We start from the raw sequence: 16,611 nt of genomic DNA, 5'->3' as shown, positions 1-16,611 counted from the left end.
TATGCTAGGAAACAAGTTTTGTGAATTGGTCGGATGAACGCGAACGGGTGTATCAATGGATGCGGCGCGCGCTCTTGGGTTCTGGTGTCGGGTCGGAAGGCGCGACCGCTATTGCGTCCCTGACCGGCATTAAACCTCTGGACCGGTTTCAGACCGGTATTCTGTTTCCGCTCGCGAGCGACGAATCCGGCATTGACGCAGCCGACAGCGATGCCGATGAGGAGACCGAATCAGACCTTAGCGCGGCAGAAGGCCAAAATACATCAAGCTTGTCGGGGGCCGCCCAACCCAAACGGCGCTTCGTTCCGCCATCCTCCGTCGGATTCTCTTTCTTCGTCCAGGGAAACGTCGCCAACATCCAGCTGATTCCGAGTGCTGTTCGCTATCAGTTGCCGAAGGACCGCAAGCGTAGCGATGTTGAACAATGGCAACGCGTCTCGCTCGGCGATGCGGACAGCGAGGTACGCGACCTCAGCGCGCCACCCCCTGGTCGAACCCGCGTCAGAATAGAGCCTATCCAGGTTTTCAATGGCGCAGCCAGGCTCGACGTCCTCTGGCGCGCCCGACTCGATGGCTGGCTCGTCACCGTCTCCCTGAGCAACACTCAAGAACTGCCTTCGCAACGGGGTGCTGACAAAGCGACCGCTGCCACGCACAATCAGGTTCTAATTGCGGAAAGCGAACGAGCACTGTTCGAGGTAGCCCTCGAATGCGTGATCGATACCGGCTGCCTGGGCCCCTACCCGCGGGCAGACTTCCATCTGCTCGGCGACGAAGACCAAGAGCTTGAGCTTCAATACCGCAAGCGCGTCATCTACGCCATCGGGCACGGTGCCGCCGTGGACTGGACCTTGCGGGAAGGGCGGGTTGCCAGTATTCGCACGGAGTTTCTGCCCAAGGTCGAGATTCCACGGTTCGACCCCACAGCGGGAGAAGCCGAGGGCGCGGAGCTTGATGTTAGGCGGCTCGCGTCCATCGAGTCCGAATCTCACCAGATCTGCACAGCGCTGGAGCGCTTTGTCGATGGCTACGCTGCCTGGATTGCAAGCCAGGTATCCGCGTTGGATGGGTTGGAATCCCGTTATCAGAAACCTGCCTCCCGCATTCTCGCGCGAATCAAAGACGCCGAAGCACGAATGCGAGCCGGTGTCCTGCTTCTGCGTGATGACCCCTTAGCCGCGCGCGCCTTCGGCCTCGCCAATGAGGCGATGGCTCGACAGATGCGCTATTCGTCCCCGCGCTGGCGTCCGTTTCAACTCGCATTCCTGCTGCTGACCATCGAGTCCGCGACCGACGCCGACTCGGATCACCGCGATGTCTTGGATTTGATCTGGTTTCCGACCGGTGGCGGTAAGACCGAGGCCTATCTGGGGCTGATGGCCTTCGTGATTTGGTGGCGCCGGCTCAAGTACCAAGCAAGCGGCGGTGGCACGACTGTGCTGATGCGCTACACGCTTCGACTACTCACCAAGGATCAATTCCGACGCGCGGCGCGGCTGATCTGCGCCATGGAACTGATGCGCCGCGCCAAGCCTACGCAACTTGGTCATGAGCCGGTGACGCTGGGGCTCTGGGTGGGCGGCGCATCGAGCCCGAACAACTTCGCCGTTGCAAAGCAAGCCGTCGAAGACGCCATTGAAGATGAACAAGACCGTCCACCGAGCCTGATGGTGCTGGAATCCTGCCCCTGGTGCGGAACGCCATGGCATGTGCGGCACAACTTCGACGCCAGCGGGGAGCACTTCCGCTTCCGCTGCACCAATCCCGACTGCGATTTCGGGAAAACAAAAGATGGCACGCTACCCTGCAACGTGGTGGACGCAGCCCTCTACAAGGCGCCGCCGACGCTGCTGCTCGCGACCATCGACAAGTTCGCTCGCCTCGCCTGGGAGGAACGCAGCTTGGCCTTTTTCGGTCGTGACGGAAACCGCCCGCCGGAGCTGATTATTCAGGACGAGTTGCACCTGATTGCGGGCGCCCTGGGCTCCATTGCTGGGCTGTATGAGGCGGGCTTGGAGACCGTGCTGCGCATGCGCGGCATGTACCCAAAATACATTGCATCCACAGCCACCATCCGCATGGCACACGAGCAGGTGGAGCGACTCTATGGGCGCGAGGCGGCGGTATTCCCGCCGCCCGGGCTCAATTCCGACGATGCCTATTTCGCGCGCAGCATCGCGCCAACCCGTGAGCAGCCGGGGCGACTCTATGTCGGCTACCTGGCCCCGGCCCGCAATCGCCAGCGCTGCCTCGCTCCGCTGGCAGCGGCTCTTTTGTCGGCCCCGGAAGGGCTGTTCGGCAGTGCCACCTCGGACCAAGATGCGCTACTCGATGCCTGGTGGACGCTACTGGTCTACCACGGCAGTCTCAAGGGCGTCGGCGTCAGCCGCAATGCGCTGCGCGAGATCGAGGAGCGGATCGAGCGACTGCAACGTGAATGGCGCGAACATACTGCCGGCGTTGGTTCGCCAGACCAACCGGTTCCCCCGGCGAAAAGCGAGCCGCGTTGGCGGTCTCAGCTCGCCGAGCGTCTAACCCAGCTTACCAGTCAGATGTCGGCGGACGAGAATGCCCGGGGCTTCGAGGGGCTGGCAAAGGGGCGCGACACCGCGGATTGCCTCGATCTGGCCCTGGCCACGAACATGGTCTCGGTTGGGCTCGATGTACCCCGCCTTGCTGCAATGATTATCAACGGTCAACCGCTGACAACAGCGGAGTACATCCAGTCCAGCTCTCGGGTCGGTCGTGGTGCCGTGCCTGGCATTGTGGTGGCCAACTATTATCGCGATCAGGCCCGCAGCCTGTCTCACTACGAAGACTTCCGTGCCTATCACGAGGCTTTCTATCGCTTCGTCGAGCCCACCAGCGTCACGCCATACACCTATCAGGCCCGCTTGCGTGCACTGCATGCGGCTTTGGTCATTGCGGTGCGCCACGCGAGCGACGATCTGACCGCCAACCAGCGAGCCCATGCATTCGACCCGGGAAAACCGGAAACAGCTAAGTTGATTGAAGAGTTCATCAAGCGTTGCCGCTGCGCCGATCCGGGACGCGGGAACGAGACCGCTGCACACATTCGACGGCTGGTCGAACATTGGGCTGACACCGCTCGCAGGGCTAACGAGCAGCGAGAACTTCTTGTCTATTCCGGACCGGATCGCGACCGAAAGGATAAGCGTCTGCTTTACACTCACGACGCCCGCGTGCGAGGCGAATGGGTCACGCTGAACAGTATGCGCAATGTTGAGCATGAGGCGTTGGTAAAGATCCTATGAAACGCTACATCCCGACTCGTTGGTCCCATGTGCTCGGCTTCAGCGGTGTCGGCGCATTGGTGCGCGCCGACAATGATCTCTTTGTGGTCATGGACATCAGTCATTGGACCGACAAAAACCGCAAACCCGCTGGCGAGCCTTTGTACTACGTGGACCTGTTGCGGGGCGCCCTTGGCCTCGACGACAAGCGGCTCCTGCAGCCGCCGCTGGCGCGGTTGATCAATAACGGCGCTGTGGACGGTATCTGTGTGCCGGCGGTGCGCTTCCCGCGCTGGGCGCGCTGCCCGAGCTGCGGACTGCTCCATTACCTGCCATGGCGACCCCAAGGGCAGGAGCATCCTTCACTGGAGGATCCTCGCTGCCATTGCGAGAAGCGCTCACGTTTAAGGCAGGTGGACTGGGTCGTCGCCCATCCGGACGGCGGGCTCTGGGATGTGCCCTGGCACTGGCTCGCCCATCGCGGCGGACAGGCGGACTGTCGCGAGTCCAATGAGCAACGATCGTTGCACCTGCGGCGTGATGGCAGTAGTGGTCATTGGACTCTGCATTGCGACCGCTGCTGCTCCTCCGGGCGCTTCAGTCCCAGCCAAGAGTTTAAGAATGAGCAACGTGCGCCCTTGCAGCCCTGGCAGAAACACGCGGGAGGTCAGACCGTTCCCAGCAAGCAGCCGGCTCGCATTCTAGAGGTCAATGACCCGAGGCTCTACTTCACCCGGTTGCAGGGCGGTTTGGTGATCCCGCCCGAGTCGCAGGTCGAGCGCGGCGGGGTGTTGGATCGTCTGTATCGCAATCATGGCATGCGGATGGACATCGCGCGCTCTAGGACCAAATTGGCGCGCGGTGGCCTGTTGCGACGATTGGCAAACGAGTTCGGCTGCACGCGCGGAGCATTGGAGGAGGCACTGGAGCAGATCGAAGCCGGCTGGCCACTCCACGGCGAGACCGCAACAAAGGGCCAGCTGCTTGAAAAGGAGCACCGGGCACTGACAACGCCAATCGCGAATCAGCTTGAGGGCGAGGACTTCGTCACCGAGCATCAAACTGTCGCTTGGCAGTCGTTGCTGTTGGATCAGCCCGATGCATCTCGAGTCCGAGCGGTTCGGGACGCCATGCAGCAACTGGTCGCCGTAACCCGCCTGCGCGAGATCCGCGTCTTCACCGGCTTCCATCGCGTCGAGCAATGGTTCGACGACGGCATCAAGCCCGACAGCGCGCACGATGCCGATGCGCCAACAGCGCGGCTAGTGCCTCCGGATCTTGACGGGCATCTCGATTGGCTGCCGGCGATCGAGCTCTACGGCGAGGGGATCTTCTTCACGCTGAACGAGGACTTACTCCGGCGCTGGGAGGGCCAAGAGCAGCTGTTGCATCGCGCCGAGATGCTGCAACGTCGCTTCGAGCGAACCGGCATGCGCTTCCCGGAAGACCCGCCATTGCCGCTGACCCCGCGCTTCATCCTGCTGCATACCCTAGCGCATCTGTTGATCCGCCAGTTGGAGACGGAGGCCGGCTATCCGGCGGCCTCCATCCGCGAGCGCATTTATTGCGCGGGCGGCCACGAGCCAATGGCAGGTATCCTGGTCTATGTGGCGGTGACGGACATTGCCGGTTCCCTCGGCGGCCTTGCAGAGTTGGCGGAGCCGAAGCGCTTCCTGCGGCTGCTCGCGAGTGTCTTCGATCATGCAGACTGGTGCTCGTTGGACCCGGTCTGTGCCGAGCATGAGGGTCAGGGGCCGAGCCAGCTCAACCGGGCCGCCTGTCACGCCTGTGCTCTGGTGCCGGAGCCCAGCTGCCAGTTTGGCAACATGCTGCTGGATCGGATCTTCGTTGCCGGGGATCTTGGCGGCGAGATCCAATCCTTGTTGGCCTTTGCGGCGACGGATTGAGTGCCGTGGCGGCGCGCAACTGGTCACTGCCCAATATCCAGGACCTGAGTAAGGAGCAGGAGCGTGCCCGGTTGTTGCCGCTGGACGGTTGCCACCTGATTGTCGGCGGCCCGGGCACTGGTAAGTCGGTGCTGGCTCTGCTGCGGACCCGTCGGCACCATCGGGACAAAGGCGGTCAGGGCTACGTATTTCTTGTCTATAACAAGCTTCTGTTGGAGGCGAGCCGGGAACTGGTGGACGGTGCGGTCAATGCCGATAGTTGGATACGAAGGTTCAAGGCCATGTACAAGTGGGCGCTTTCGCAGCATTGTCCTGTGGATGGTACTCCGTACCGGCTCGACTGGCCGGCGATCAATGAGGCAATCCTTAACGCATCCGCGCCCAAGCCACCCGTGACGCCCTTCGTGATCATTGATGAGGGGCAGGATATGCCAAAGGACTTTTATCATGCCTTAGCAGAGTTGGGATTCGAGCATTTTTACGTGGTTGCAGACCAGAATCAGCAGATCACCGACGAACACAGCAGTCTGCGAGAGATTGCAACCGAGCTGGACATCGATCCCGAGAACCGGATCGAGCTGACCGAGAACTACCGCAATTGCGACAGTGTCGCCCGCTTGGCCATGGCCTTCTGTGTCGAAGACCTGGCCAGTCCCTGTGTGAAGTTACCCACCGCAAGGCCATGCGTGCGCGCGCCGGTGCTGGTGGACTATGGTCCCGGCTGCCGTTGGGATTACGACACCCTGGTTGAACGCCTGTTGAAGCTCGCCGACCGCGACCCGGCCAAACTGATCGGCATCATTACGCCAAACAACAAGAGCCGCGAACGTTGGCTCAAATCATTGCGCGAACGTCCAGTCACGCTGGATCATGGACGCCCACGCATCCTGACCTATGCTTCGGACAGTGACGGAGGAGATCATCGCTTTTCCGAGGGCGGTATATTCGTGATTAACGCCCAGTCCTCGAAAGGACTGGAGTTCGATACCGTGTTCTTGGCCGACATTGACGAGTACCCCTACCAGCTCGAGAACAAGGACTGGATGGATGACCTCAAGCGCCGCTTCTATGTCATGGTGTCGCGTGCGCGCGAGCAGGTGATTCTGCTGCGGCAAAGTGGCCGGAACTGCCCGATTGAGGCGATCCTGCCGGTCGATCAAGCAATCCTCAAACGCTGGAGATAAAAAATAACAGTGGCCAATCACAAGCAGCCATCCGTGGAATCGACCGAGCTGGCGACGGCCAACGCAGATGCATCGCGCCAGAAGCCAAGACAGAGTTGGCACTTGCTAACCAATCAACTCAATCTGATGTATACACTCTCAGCGGGTCTGGTGACCGGCCCGAAGGGATTTGGCGGCAAGCATTATGCCGACCCGCTTTCCGTGGTGCCAGGCTGGGTTCCGCTATTTGATGATGTGATTCCGCCTGCTGCCCTGGAGCTAGCAAGGTCCGAAGAAAGTCATCTAGTCCCAATCGTCGCCAGCCTGGACCTCAGCGCCCTGCGCGGTCTGATCCATGCGCAGGACACCCACGGCCAGTTGCGGGCGCTGCAATGGCCAGAGGATGCGCGCGGAGACGAGCGCATGCTGTGGATTCCCGCGCCATTGCCCGTTGCTTGGATACAAGGCATTTTATTTCCATCGAAGGAGGCGCGGGCTCTGGTTCTGGAACAGGCGGCCGATTATGCCAACGTGCCGCTGGATTCCTACAAGTTACAGGTCAAGCCGCGGCTGTACTCGGCCAAGTCGACGGTAGCCTGGCCTATCTACGGACTGTCGCTGCCGGATCGCGACCGGTCGCTGCATCATGTCTCCGGGGTGGGCGCGGTGCAGGGGCTGCTGGTCGGGCTTGGCAATCGCGGCGATGCTTTGGTCACAGCAGCCAGGCACCTGACTGACCCCACCGCGGGTGCAGCGGAGGAGCCCCTTCAAGACCCGGTATTGCGCGGCATCCTTGCCTGGGCGCAGCGCGACAGCGAGCGTGCGAATGCGGACGTTCAGGGTCGTATGCTCGCCCGACTGCTCACTGCGATTATCGACGCCAAGACCCAAGCTGGCGATGCAACAGATCGTGAACGGTGCCCGCCGGATACTCAGCAGGTGGTGCTGGATGGATTGGAGGCGGAGCGACAGGCGCTCGCCGAACCCAAGTGGCAAGATGCGCTGGCACGGCTGATCGCCGACCTCAAGGGGAGCGTTGGGCTTGGCGACGCGACCGTCTCCGAGCTATTGCAGCGCCACCAAAAGCCCTTTTCTCGCGGGTTGATCCTTTTCTTCCTGCGCCAACGATGCGAGGAATTGCTGCGTTTCGAACAGCCCCTGCTGACCGATCAGGATCGGGTCGTCGCAGCAGCCCTGTTCGGCGCCCGCGGCGGTTGGATGGAGCTTCCTCAAGCCCTGAAGGATGTGCCCGGCCTAACCTTGGCCACCTCCCATCGCATGGCAATGCTGGCCCAGCAGGCCGATGCCACGGGGCTGGACCTGGGGCCAGCGCCGCCACGGATCCAGTTGTTGCGTGAACTCTTGTCCGTCGAAGGTGATCGCTGGGCCAAGCGGCAACAGGACGGCGCCTTGGAGTTGGTCCGCGGCATGGGCTGGCAGCAGGTGCTGAAGACGCGGATCAGCCTCGGCAAGGGCGATTACCGCTTGCAGGTCGACGGGCGTGGAGCGCATTTGTTGCTTGACGGCGAGGTCAAGGCTGTGACGACCGATGTGGATATGGGCCGTTTGTTCGAATTGCTCGCGATGACGGCCATCCCGGCGCGGATTGATGCCAAGGTGCGCAAGACGCTGAAGCTCTGAGAAAAATCCATGGAGCCGCGACCATGAAAATGATCCCTTCATCTCCGCACGACACCAACAGCAGTGCCGAGCGCCGCTTTTTCGACCGGCTGCGGGCGGCATTCGAGCAGAGCAAACACTCTGATCGAAACGCGGAGTTGACCGCCTTTCACTCGCTGAATCTGACCCGACATGCCTACAAGCGGTTTGGCGAGATCGACTTCGTCATCCTGGGGCCTCAGGGCATCTTGGTGCTGGAGGTCAAAGGTGGCGGTATTGGCTGTCATGACGGGGTTTGGTACTCCACTGATCGCTCTGGGGCGAGTCACAGGCTCAAGGAGAGCCCGTTTCGGCAGGCTGAATCCGCCATGCACGGCTTGCGCAACCGGGTGGAGGCCGCGCTGTCGCGCAGTATTTGCGCGCAGTTCGTGTGGGGTTATGGCGTCGTCTTTCCGGATTGCGTTTGGTCCGCCTCCGGTGCCGAATGGGATCGGGCGATGGTTGCAGACTTATGTGGTGTAAAAAATACCGAACGATGGCTATCAGGGCTGTTCCGCTATTGGCATGAGCGTGATGGACGTCAGCGCGAACCAGCAACTGCGCAGGCGGTGACTCAGGTCGCCCGATTTTTGCGCCCGGAGCTTGACGTCGGGGTTCCACTACATGTGACGCTGGATGAATTGGAAGAGCGGGTCGCCGCATTGACCGAGGACCAGATGGATCTGCTGGATATCGTCGACGCTAACCCGCGAGTGATCTGCACCGGCGGAGCCGGCACCGGAAAGACCTTTCTCGGTTTGGAGCTAGCACGCCGCTGGGCTGGCGCAGGCAAGCAGGTTCTGCTCGCTTGCCAATCACCCTGGCTGAAACACTGGTTGGAGAAACGTTTTGCGATCGCCGGAGTCAGCGTCAGTGTCGCCAAGGCCGCAGCGACTACGGCGCGTCGTTCCGGCATTGAACAATTCGACGCATTGATCGTCGACGAAGGTCAAGATCTGCTGAACATGGACGCGCTGGACCGACTCGACCGTATGCTGAAGGGCGGCCTGGAGCAGGGGCGCTGGTGTTTCTTTCACGATGTCAACAATCAGGCGGGCTATTTCGGTCCCCCGGATGCCGACGCTTTGGCCATGCTGGAGTCCTACAGTGCAGCGCGGATGCCGTTGAAGCGCAACTGCCGCAATACGCGCCAAATCCTGAGTGAGGTCCAGTCTGCACTGGGTGCCGATATGGGCGTGCGCGGCACCGGCGATGGTCCGGAAGTGTTGCACCGCGAGGTCGAGACCAGGGAAGACATCGCGAAATTGCTGGCAACGGAGATCGAGCGGCTGACTGGTCCTGCGGGACTAACGCCGGCCGAGATTACTATCCTATCCCCGCAGCCATTGCGCCACTCAGTATTTGATTTCTTGCCGGGCAAGCTGGCCGCCAAGATCGTCGAACTGGACGAATTCGCGCTGCGTGACTTCCCGCCGGCACAGATCAGCTTTGCGGAGATCGCCAACTTTAAGGGTCTTGAAAACGAGGCGGTGATCCTGGTTGACTTGCATCGTGAAGCGGATGTCCATCGATCTGTCACCGACCGTTACGTCGGCATGAGCCGGGCGCGGTCATTGCTGATTACTATTGATGGTAATGGGGCGTCCATCTAAGAGCGGCAACTACCCGCTTCGGAAAGGATTAGCCGGCAAGGCCGCCGTCGCGCACCAGCGCCAGCATCTCGGTATAACTCAGACGGCTGCTGTCATCCGTGCCCTCAAGCAGGGCGTCGGCCAGGTCGCGCTTGCTTGCATGCAGTTTGAGGATGCGCTCTTCGATGGTGTCTTTGGCAACCAGTCGGTAGATGGTTACGGGGCGCTCCTGGCCGATGCGATGGGCGCGGTCGGAGGCCTGATCTTCGACCGCTGGGTTCCACCAGGGGTCCATGTGGATGACATAGTCGGCGGCGGTGAGGTTGAGTCCCGAGCCGCCCGCGCGCAGGCTGATCAGAAAGAGATCTCCTTCGCCGGATTGAAATGCTGTCACTGCCGCGCGGCGCTTGGGCTCGGGGGTGCTGCCGTCGAGATATTGGTAGTGGATGCCACGGCTGTCTAAATGTTCGCGAATGATTTGGAGATGGTCGACAAACTGGCTGAACACCAGCGCCTTGTGACGGTTCTCGAGCAGTTCCTCGACCATTTCGGCGAAGGCGTCGAGCTTGCTGCCGGGTAGCGGGCTGTCGGGTAGCGCGAGGCGCGGATGGCAGCAGGCGCGACGCAGGCGCATGATCTCGGCGAGTAGCTGCATGCGCTGCTGACCGGGATTGGCGGTGGCCTCGGCGTTGGCGAGGCGGTCGATGGCTTCTTGGCGCACCGCCTCGTACAGGGCTTTTTCGCTGTCGCTGAGCTCCACGGTCAGGGTGATCTCGGTGCGTGATGGTAGCTCGCTCAGCACCTCGCTCTTTAGGCGTCTTAAGATGAAGGGGCGCAGCAGTTGGCGCAGGCGCGCACGAGCGTCGCGATCCTGGTGCTGTTCGATGGGGTTAGCGAAGCGCGCATTGAAGGACTCCAGCGAGCCGAGTAGCCCGGGATTGATGAAGCGGAACAGGTTCCACAGTTCGCCGAGATGATTCTCAATGGGCGTGCCGGTGGTGATGACGCGAAAAGCGCCTTTGAGTTGCATGATGGCCTGCGAGCGCAGGGTTCGCGCATTCTTAAACGCCTGAGCCTCGTCGGCGACGATGGTCTGCCAGTTTGCTTTGGCTAAGCGTTTACCCTCGGTTTGCAGCAGGCCGTAACTCACCACGATCAGGTCGAAGGGGCCTGCCTGCTCCAGCATGGCGGCGCGGTCGCCGGAACCGAAGCGCAAGGGGTTCAGGGTGGGGGCGAAGCGCGCGGTTTCCTCCAGCCAGTTGCCACACACCGAAGTTGGCGCGAGCACCAGGGTTGGTCCCTCGGGCGCGCGCGACAGGATCAGCCCGAGCGCCTGTACGGTTTTGCCTAAACCCATGTCATCGGCGAGACAAGCCCCGGCGCCCCAGTGTGCCAGGCGTGCCAGCCAGCGATAGCCGTCGATTTGATACTCGCGCAGCTCGGCTTGCAGGGTGGAGGGGATTTTCGGTTCCAGCTCGCGCGCCTCGGCAAGATGCGCGAGACGCTGCTTCCATTCTTTAGATGCCTCCACCTGCATCCCGTCGATCAGCTCGGCGATGGCCGGTGCTGCGAGCGGATGGAAGCGCCCGCCGTCGGTCAGACCGCGCAGTCCCTCAAGGCGCTTGCGCAGCGCTTCGCTGAGCGTCAGGAAGTCGCGCTCGCCCAAGCGCACGAAGCGGCTGTTGGTCGCGGCGGCCAGGAGTTCGCGCAATTCCAGCACCCGGCCGTCGGGCAGATGCAGAGCGCCGCCGAGGTCGAGCCAGTCTTGTTGACTGCTGACCTTGGGGCGCACTTGCGCCAGGTCAGCGGCGGGCGTCAGGCCGATGCGCTTGCCTTTGGGCCAGTCCAGCACTACGGCATCGCCGAGGGCATGGAGTTGTTCGAGCGCGCTCAGGGCGTTTTCCGGGTCCTCGAGCTGCCAACTCCAGGGAGAGTTGTCCGCCGTCTCGGCTTCGAGGGTCGGGCAGCGCGCGATCAGCTCTCGTGCCTGGGAGCGCTCGTCTTTGAGTTTGCGGGTGCAGCGCAGGGCGCGACCACTAATCTCGGTGAACAGATTGGCGCTGCCTTCGCCCGGGCGCAGGTGTGGACCGCCGCCAGCGTCGCCAAAGGGGTGCATGAAGAGTTCCAGGCTGATGCCGTCATCCACGGGCTTCAGGTGAAAATGCGGGCGGGTATCGGCCGGCACCATCTTGGCGTCGTCGCTCCCATCGACACCTCCGATATCCGAGTGCACTGTCACCATGGGGGCCACGGCGGTAAGACTTTTCAGCAGGCGGCTCGAAGCGCCCTTGGGTACGCTGAGTCCGTCTTGACCCAGGATGGCTCCGATTTGTTTGTGCTCGGGCTTGAATTCCACCAGGCGAACGCGGCGTGTGGCTTCTTTGATTGGCAGTGCAGGGCGTGCTTCCTCTGGAAAAGGCAGGATTTGCACCAGGATGTCCTGGCGGCGCTTGGAGACTTTCAGGGTCGGTGCGGCACTGACCAGCTCGATCGGGCTGCTGTCGTCGAGACTGGTGAAGAGCAGCGGATGGCCGACGGCCGCCATCAGAGCACGGTCGGAATCCAGGTGGTAGGTCGTGCGCCCGTAGTAGCCGTAACTTTCCTCGCGCACGATGCAGGCCGTGATCGCTCGATCCTGGGCGGTTAAATGGGGCATTGTCCCCACGTCTTCGGCCAGTCGCTGCAGGCCGACCGCGCGACCGCGTGTCCAGCTGCCAGCCTTGGTGCGTTTTTGCTCGCGCGGTTCCAGGCTGGCCCATTGGCTGTGGATAATCAGCAGCCAGATCAGCCGCAGGGCGCTGGGGCTTTGAGTCTCCCCGACCGCGCGTTGGTCAGGCTTGAGTCGCGCGAGTGCATCGAGCGCCCGCTCCCAGTTGGGTTTGGGTTGTAGCAGTTCGGTCATGGTGACCAACTCGCGTGGGATCAGATCGAGCACCGGCAACTCGCCGTCGAATTTGACCCTCTTCAGCAGCGCGACCGCCTCGTTTGCGTACCAGGGTTGTCCGCCTCTTGCTGCGATTTGGGCCAGGCGAGCGAGCGATGACAGTGAGCTTTGATCCAGACGCTCGCCGATCCAGTGTGCCGCCAGTCCCTGAAACAGCCGCATGAGGGGGTCGCGAGTCGCGCTGAGGCTATAGAGCAAGAAGCAATCAGAAGGTTGGCACTGTCCCGCCAGCAGATTGGCCAGCTCGCCGATGATGCGATAGACCGGGTGCAGGTAGTCGGCGTCGCGGGCGCGCAGGGCGATGTCGACCTGCTTTTGCGCCAGGGAGATGTCCTCGGGTTTGCCGCGCCGCAGCAAGGCGAGCAGGTGCAGGACACCGGCGAGACCGGGCAGCAGAATGTTGCGCTTGCGGGTGGCTTTGCGCGCTGCTTGATGGGCAGCGTCGAAGCCGGCCAGCGCCCCGGCATAATCGCCGCGCACGAAGGAGAGCAGGCCCCTGACGGTCAGGGCGTCGGCTTGAGGTTGCTTGGCCAGCAGCGGGTCGAGTTGCGCCAGGTCGGTCTCGAGCAGGGCGAGCGCGCCATCGGGATCGCCCTTGAGGGCAAGCTGAAGGGATTCGAAGTCGGTCACGGTTTGAGTTCAGGCAGCACAAAATCCAGTCTCGCTAGCCCCTTGCGGAAGGCGGTGAGCTTTTTCTCTGGCACGCAGAGTAGGCGGTCTCCCGCGCGGTGGCAGTGCGCGGCCGTGGCCGGATCGCTGCTCAGCATGGCAGCCAGCGCGGCATCGCGGCACTGAATGAGCCGTGCCGTGCCACCATCGACCAGTGCGGTGGCGCGTTCTTCAAGGCTGGCGAGCCATTCATCTAGCTCCGGTGGCAGGTCACCTTCGAGTGCAGTTTGCACAAAGTCGCGGATGCGCTCGCGGTCCTCGGGATTGGCGCCCTGAGTCAGTATTTCATCGGCGTTCAGGCGCCAGCGTTCGGGTGATTCTGCGTTTGCGATCTGTTCAAGCTGTAGCTGCTCGGCCGGATCGCTCGGGCGCAGCTGGGTCAGGCTCAGGTCGGACTCGACGCGCAGCAGGGCAGGGCGCTCGGGCAAGCGCGGGCTGTAGGTCTCGGATAGGTCCAGGCAGTAGGCCCCAAGGTCGTTCAGGCGCACATAGCTCAGACCGTCATAGCGGCTTAGAAAGGAGAATTCATCCACGCCCCAGCGGCCGCCAAAGTCCGGGCGGGCATCGTAGGGCAGGGTGTAGGCGACATCAATCAGCCCCAGGGTGGCCAGGTACTCGAACAGATAAACCAGGGTGTAGCGGGCTTCCAGAATTTCAAAAGCATCGCCGCCGTCATAGCCCAGGCTGCCGTAGTTGGCATCGACGAAGTAAAGCTTCCAGGGGTTGCCGGCCACCTCGAAGCGATGATGCTCGGCCTTCATCAGCCGGAACAGATCATCCACCGCCATCCATTGGCCGACCGGGCAGCAGGCGCGCAGCGCATCCTCAATGACCTGGCGCCGGTCGAGGGGTGGCGAGAGCTTGACGCCTTTGGCGGTTTGGCCCTTGATGAGGTCCACCCGGCGCAGCTCGTCTGGGGGGCCCTTGCTCTGCCAGCGCTCGAACAGGTGCGCGACCACCTCGTGCAGCGGCTGAGACAGCGCCTTCTTGCCGCGCGGCGTCAGAGCAAGTTTGCTGCCGTCGATCTTCGCCAGTCCGCCGGCCTGCAACAGCAGCGGCCAGGCGAAGGGGCGAATCGGGCGGATGGAGCCACCGGCATAGCGCGGGGCTTCTTCATCGTCTTCTGCGCTGTACCAGTCCCCGTCGAGTAACAGTGCCTCGATCCGACCGATGGCGGCGGCACTCGGCAGGCCGGTTTTGGCGCCCACTGCCAGCTTGCCCTGCGCTACCAGCCGCAGCAGTGCTGGTAGCTCCTGGCGCACTCGGGGCTCGGTATCGGCGCGGCGCAGCCTAACATGATCGTCTTCTGCGCCGCGGGCGATTGTCTCCGGGAGTTGGTCATCCCCTAAGGTAGCGATCACCAGGGGCGCGGGTGGCGGGACCAGCGCCGCCAGACGCTCGGCAAGATCGGGCGGGACATGTCGATTGTAGAACAGGATTTCAAGCGGGCTCGGTGGTGAAGGCTCCTCGCGGCGGCTGTAATAGCCATAGGAGGATCGGGTAAAAGATTTCGGCACCGAGCCATACTTGGCCTTGAAGCCAACGCCATCAAACCAGCCCTGCCAGTTGTGCACCGCCTCCGCCACGGCATTGCGCTCCAGGTCTGTCAGCTGGGCGACTGTCGTTGCCAGTGCATCGGAGAGCAAATGCCCGCTGATGGCCGCGACCAGATCGGCCTTGCGGTTGAGGCCGGACCCATTGGGGAGATGGACGCGGCGTTGCTTGAGGTCGTTAACGGTGTAGGAGTAGAGGGCTTCTGTTAACGTCATGGGATTTCTGGGTTGTATCGTCCCTGAAGACTGTCAGGCCGTTTGCAGGCAGCGCAGTTTGATATGGCCAACAGTCGTTGAAAATCTGTCGGCAATCAGGGTTGCCGCAATGGCAACGGCTTTGTGGTTGGTTCGCTCAAGGAGGTCTGTGATGCGATTCTTTGTAAAGGCACCGGTGCAATTCCCTCTGGTTTTGCTTTGCTTATGGTTGCCGATTTCTCTGATTGGCGTGGATGCGGTTGCGGCAGAGCCTGCGGAATTGTCACAGGGTCAGCCGCACACGCCGGTGCCTGGAACAGCCGAGCATCGCGCGATTCTCGACGCGTTGCGGGATGAGGAACCGCGTTGGCTCTAATGCTGCGCGCGGCGTTTTTCGACTGCTTTGGCCAGTTCATGCAGCATCGGCGAAGTCTGGTCCCATGACACACAGCCGTCGGTGATGCTCTGGCCGTAAACGAGGTCCTGGGTGGCCGTCAGGTCCTGACGGCCGCCGACCAGGTGGCTTTCGATCATGGTGCCCATGATGTGCTGGTTGCCGCGCGCGATCTGTCGCGCTACGTCATTGCAGACCTGCACCTGGTTCTCGGGTTTCTTGCGGCTGTTGGCGTGGCTGAAGTCGATCATGATCTTGGGTGCGATGCCGGACTCAATAATGGCATCGGCGGCGATCTTTACGCTCTCGGTGTCGTAGTTGGGCCGGCTGCCGCCGCGCAGGATGATGTGCGTGTCCTGATTGCCGGTGGTGCTGAAAATGGCCGAGTGGCCCTGTTTGGTCACGGACATAAACACATGTGGGCGGGCAGCGGCGTGGATGGCGTCGATGGCGACTTTCACGCTGCCGTCGGTGGCGTTTTTGAAGCCGACCGGGCAAGACAGGCCTGAGGCCAGCTCGCGGTGGCCCTGGCTCTCTGTGGTGCGCGCGCCGATGGCGCCCCAGCTCACCAGATCAGCGATATACTGGGGGCTGATAAGATCCAGAAACTCGGTCCCGCCGGGGATGCCCAAGCGGTTGAGATCGAGCAGCAGCTTGCGCGCCAGCCCTAGGCCCTTGTTGATGGCAAAGCTGTTGTCCAGATCCGGATCGTTGATCAGGCCTTTCCACCCGACCGTTGTTCGGGGTTTCTCGAAATAGACGCGCATGACGACCAGCAGATGCTCGGCTAGTTCGCGCCGCGCCCCCAGTAGGTGCTCGCCGTATTCGAGCGCGGCATCGGGATCGTGCGCCGAGCACGGGCCAGCGACCACTAGCAGGCGGTCATCCTCGCCGTGCAGAATGCGTTGGATCTCGGTGCGGGTGCGATAGACGGTCTCCGCCACCTCCTCGGTAATGGGAAACTGGCGGTGCAGTTCCTCGGGAGCGATCACCTCGGTGATGTTGCGGATGCGCAGATCGTCGGTTGCATGGGTCATGGTCGGGACATCGGAGCCAGGAAAATCCGCTAGTATAGCGAAGTTTGGCCCGATACTCGGGTGGTCATCCGCGCTTTTTGCCGTGAATTTCTTGGATTGATTGTCCGGACGGGCCGGGACCATGAACATCGCCCTGCATCAGACGGAGTCATTCTCCGGGATGGCCGGGACCATGAACATTGCGGTGAAACAGCAGATTCATTCTCCGGACGGGCCGCCGGGACCATGAACATTGCCCTGCATC

Annotated in this window: 9 protein-coding genes; 6 read left to right on the top strand and 3 right to left on the bottom strand. The window is 62.1% G+C overall.

The window, feature by feature from the left end:
* Window positions 1-20 precede the first annotated feature (20 nt).
* The 5 genes from Thiofri_RS18205 to Thiofri_RS18185 all read left to right on the top strand — a co-directional run bounded on the left by Thiofri_RS18205 (window position 21) and on the right by Thiofri_RS18185 (window position 9,596).
* A complete protein-coding gene (locus tag Thiofri_RS18205) occupies window positions 21-3,275 on the top strand; it encodes a helicase-related protein (protein WP_009147459.1) in 3,255 nt (1,084 codons plus the stop codon).
* Window positions 3,272-5,161, top strand: coding sequence for a DUF1998 domain-containing protein (gene drmB, locus Thiofri_RS18200; RefSeq protein ID WP_009147460.1), 1,890 nt, complete (start codon window positions 3,272-3,274; stop codon window positions 5,159-5,161). The genes Thiofri_RS18205 and drmB overlap by 4 nt, the downstream gene beginning before the upstream one ends.
* A 5-nt stretch (window positions 5,162-5,166) precedes the next feature.
* Window positions 5,167-6,345 (top strand): 3'-5' exonuclease, encoded by a 1,179-nt coding sequence (locus Thiofri_RS18195; RefSeq protein ID WP_009147461.1) that lies wholly within the window; start codon window positions 5,167-5,169, stop codon window positions 6,343-6,345.
* Window positions 6,346-6,447: 102 nt separating this feature from the next.
* Window positions 6,448-7,965 (top strand): hypothetical protein, encoded by a 1,518-nt coding sequence (locus Thiofri_RS18190; RefSeq protein ID WP_190275770.1) that lies wholly within the window; start codon window positions 6,448-6,450, stop codon window positions 7,963-7,965.
* A gap of 23 nt (window positions 7,966-7,988) precedes the next feature.
* Window positions 7,989-9,596 (top strand): nuclease-related domain-containing DEAD/DEAH box helicase, encoded by a 1,608-nt coding sequence (locus Thiofri_RS18185; RefSeq protein ID WP_009147463.1) that lies wholly within the window; start codon window positions 7,989-7,991, stop codon window positions 9,594-9,596.
* A gap of 28 nt (window positions 9,597-9,624) precedes the next feature.
* On the opposite strand, the gene Thiofri_RS18180 is transcribed toward Thiofri_RS18185, so the two are convergent.
* Together Thiofri_RS18180 and Thiofri_RS18175 are read right to left on the bottom strand one after the other, a co-directional pair.
* Entirely contained in the window at window positions 9,625-13,149 is a 3,525-nt protein-coding gene (locus Thiofri_RS18180; RefSeq protein ID WP_009147464.1) for a DEAD/DEAH box helicase, read from the bottom strand.
* The gene (locus Thiofri_RS18175; protein ID WP_009147465.1) at window positions 13,146-14,957 is read right to left on the bottom strand and encodes a hypothetical protein; all 1,812 of its coding nucleotides are present in this window, start codon (window positions 14,955-14,957) and stop codon (window positions 13,146-13,148) included. Before Thiofri_RS18175 ends, Thiofri_RS18180 begins: the two co-directional genes overlap by 4 nt.
* 151 nt (window positions 14,958-15,108) lie before the next feature.
* Between Thiofri_RS18175 and Thiofri_RS18170 the strand changes: the two genes are divergently transcribed.
* Window positions 15,109-15,312: a hypothetical protein gene (locus Thiofri_RS18170; protein ID WP_009147466.1), complete on the top strand. Its 204-nt coding sequence runs from the start codon at window positions 15,109-15,111 to the stop codon at window positions 15,310-15,312.
* Here the strand turns inward: Thiofri_RS18170 and Thiofri_RS18165 are convergent.
* A complete protein-coding gene (locus Thiofri_RS18165; protein ID WP_040854676.1) occupies window positions 15,309-16,367 on the bottom strand; it encodes a 3-deoxy-7-phosphoheptulonate synthase in 1,059 nt (352 codons plus the stop codon). The genes Thiofri_RS18170 and Thiofri_RS18165 overlap by 4 nt on opposite strands.
* Between the last annotated feature and the right edge of the window lie 244 nt (window positions 16,368-16,611).

The organism is Thiorhodovibrio frisius, from assembly GCF_033954835.1.
Classification (GTDB): domain Bacteria; phylum Pseudomonadota; class Gammaproteobacteria; order Chromatiales; family Chromatiaceae; genus Thiorhodovibrio; species Thiorhodovibrio frisius.
The sequence above is the reverse complement of the archived record's forward strand: the minus strand, read 5'-3'. Positions and strand labels throughout refer to the sequence as shown.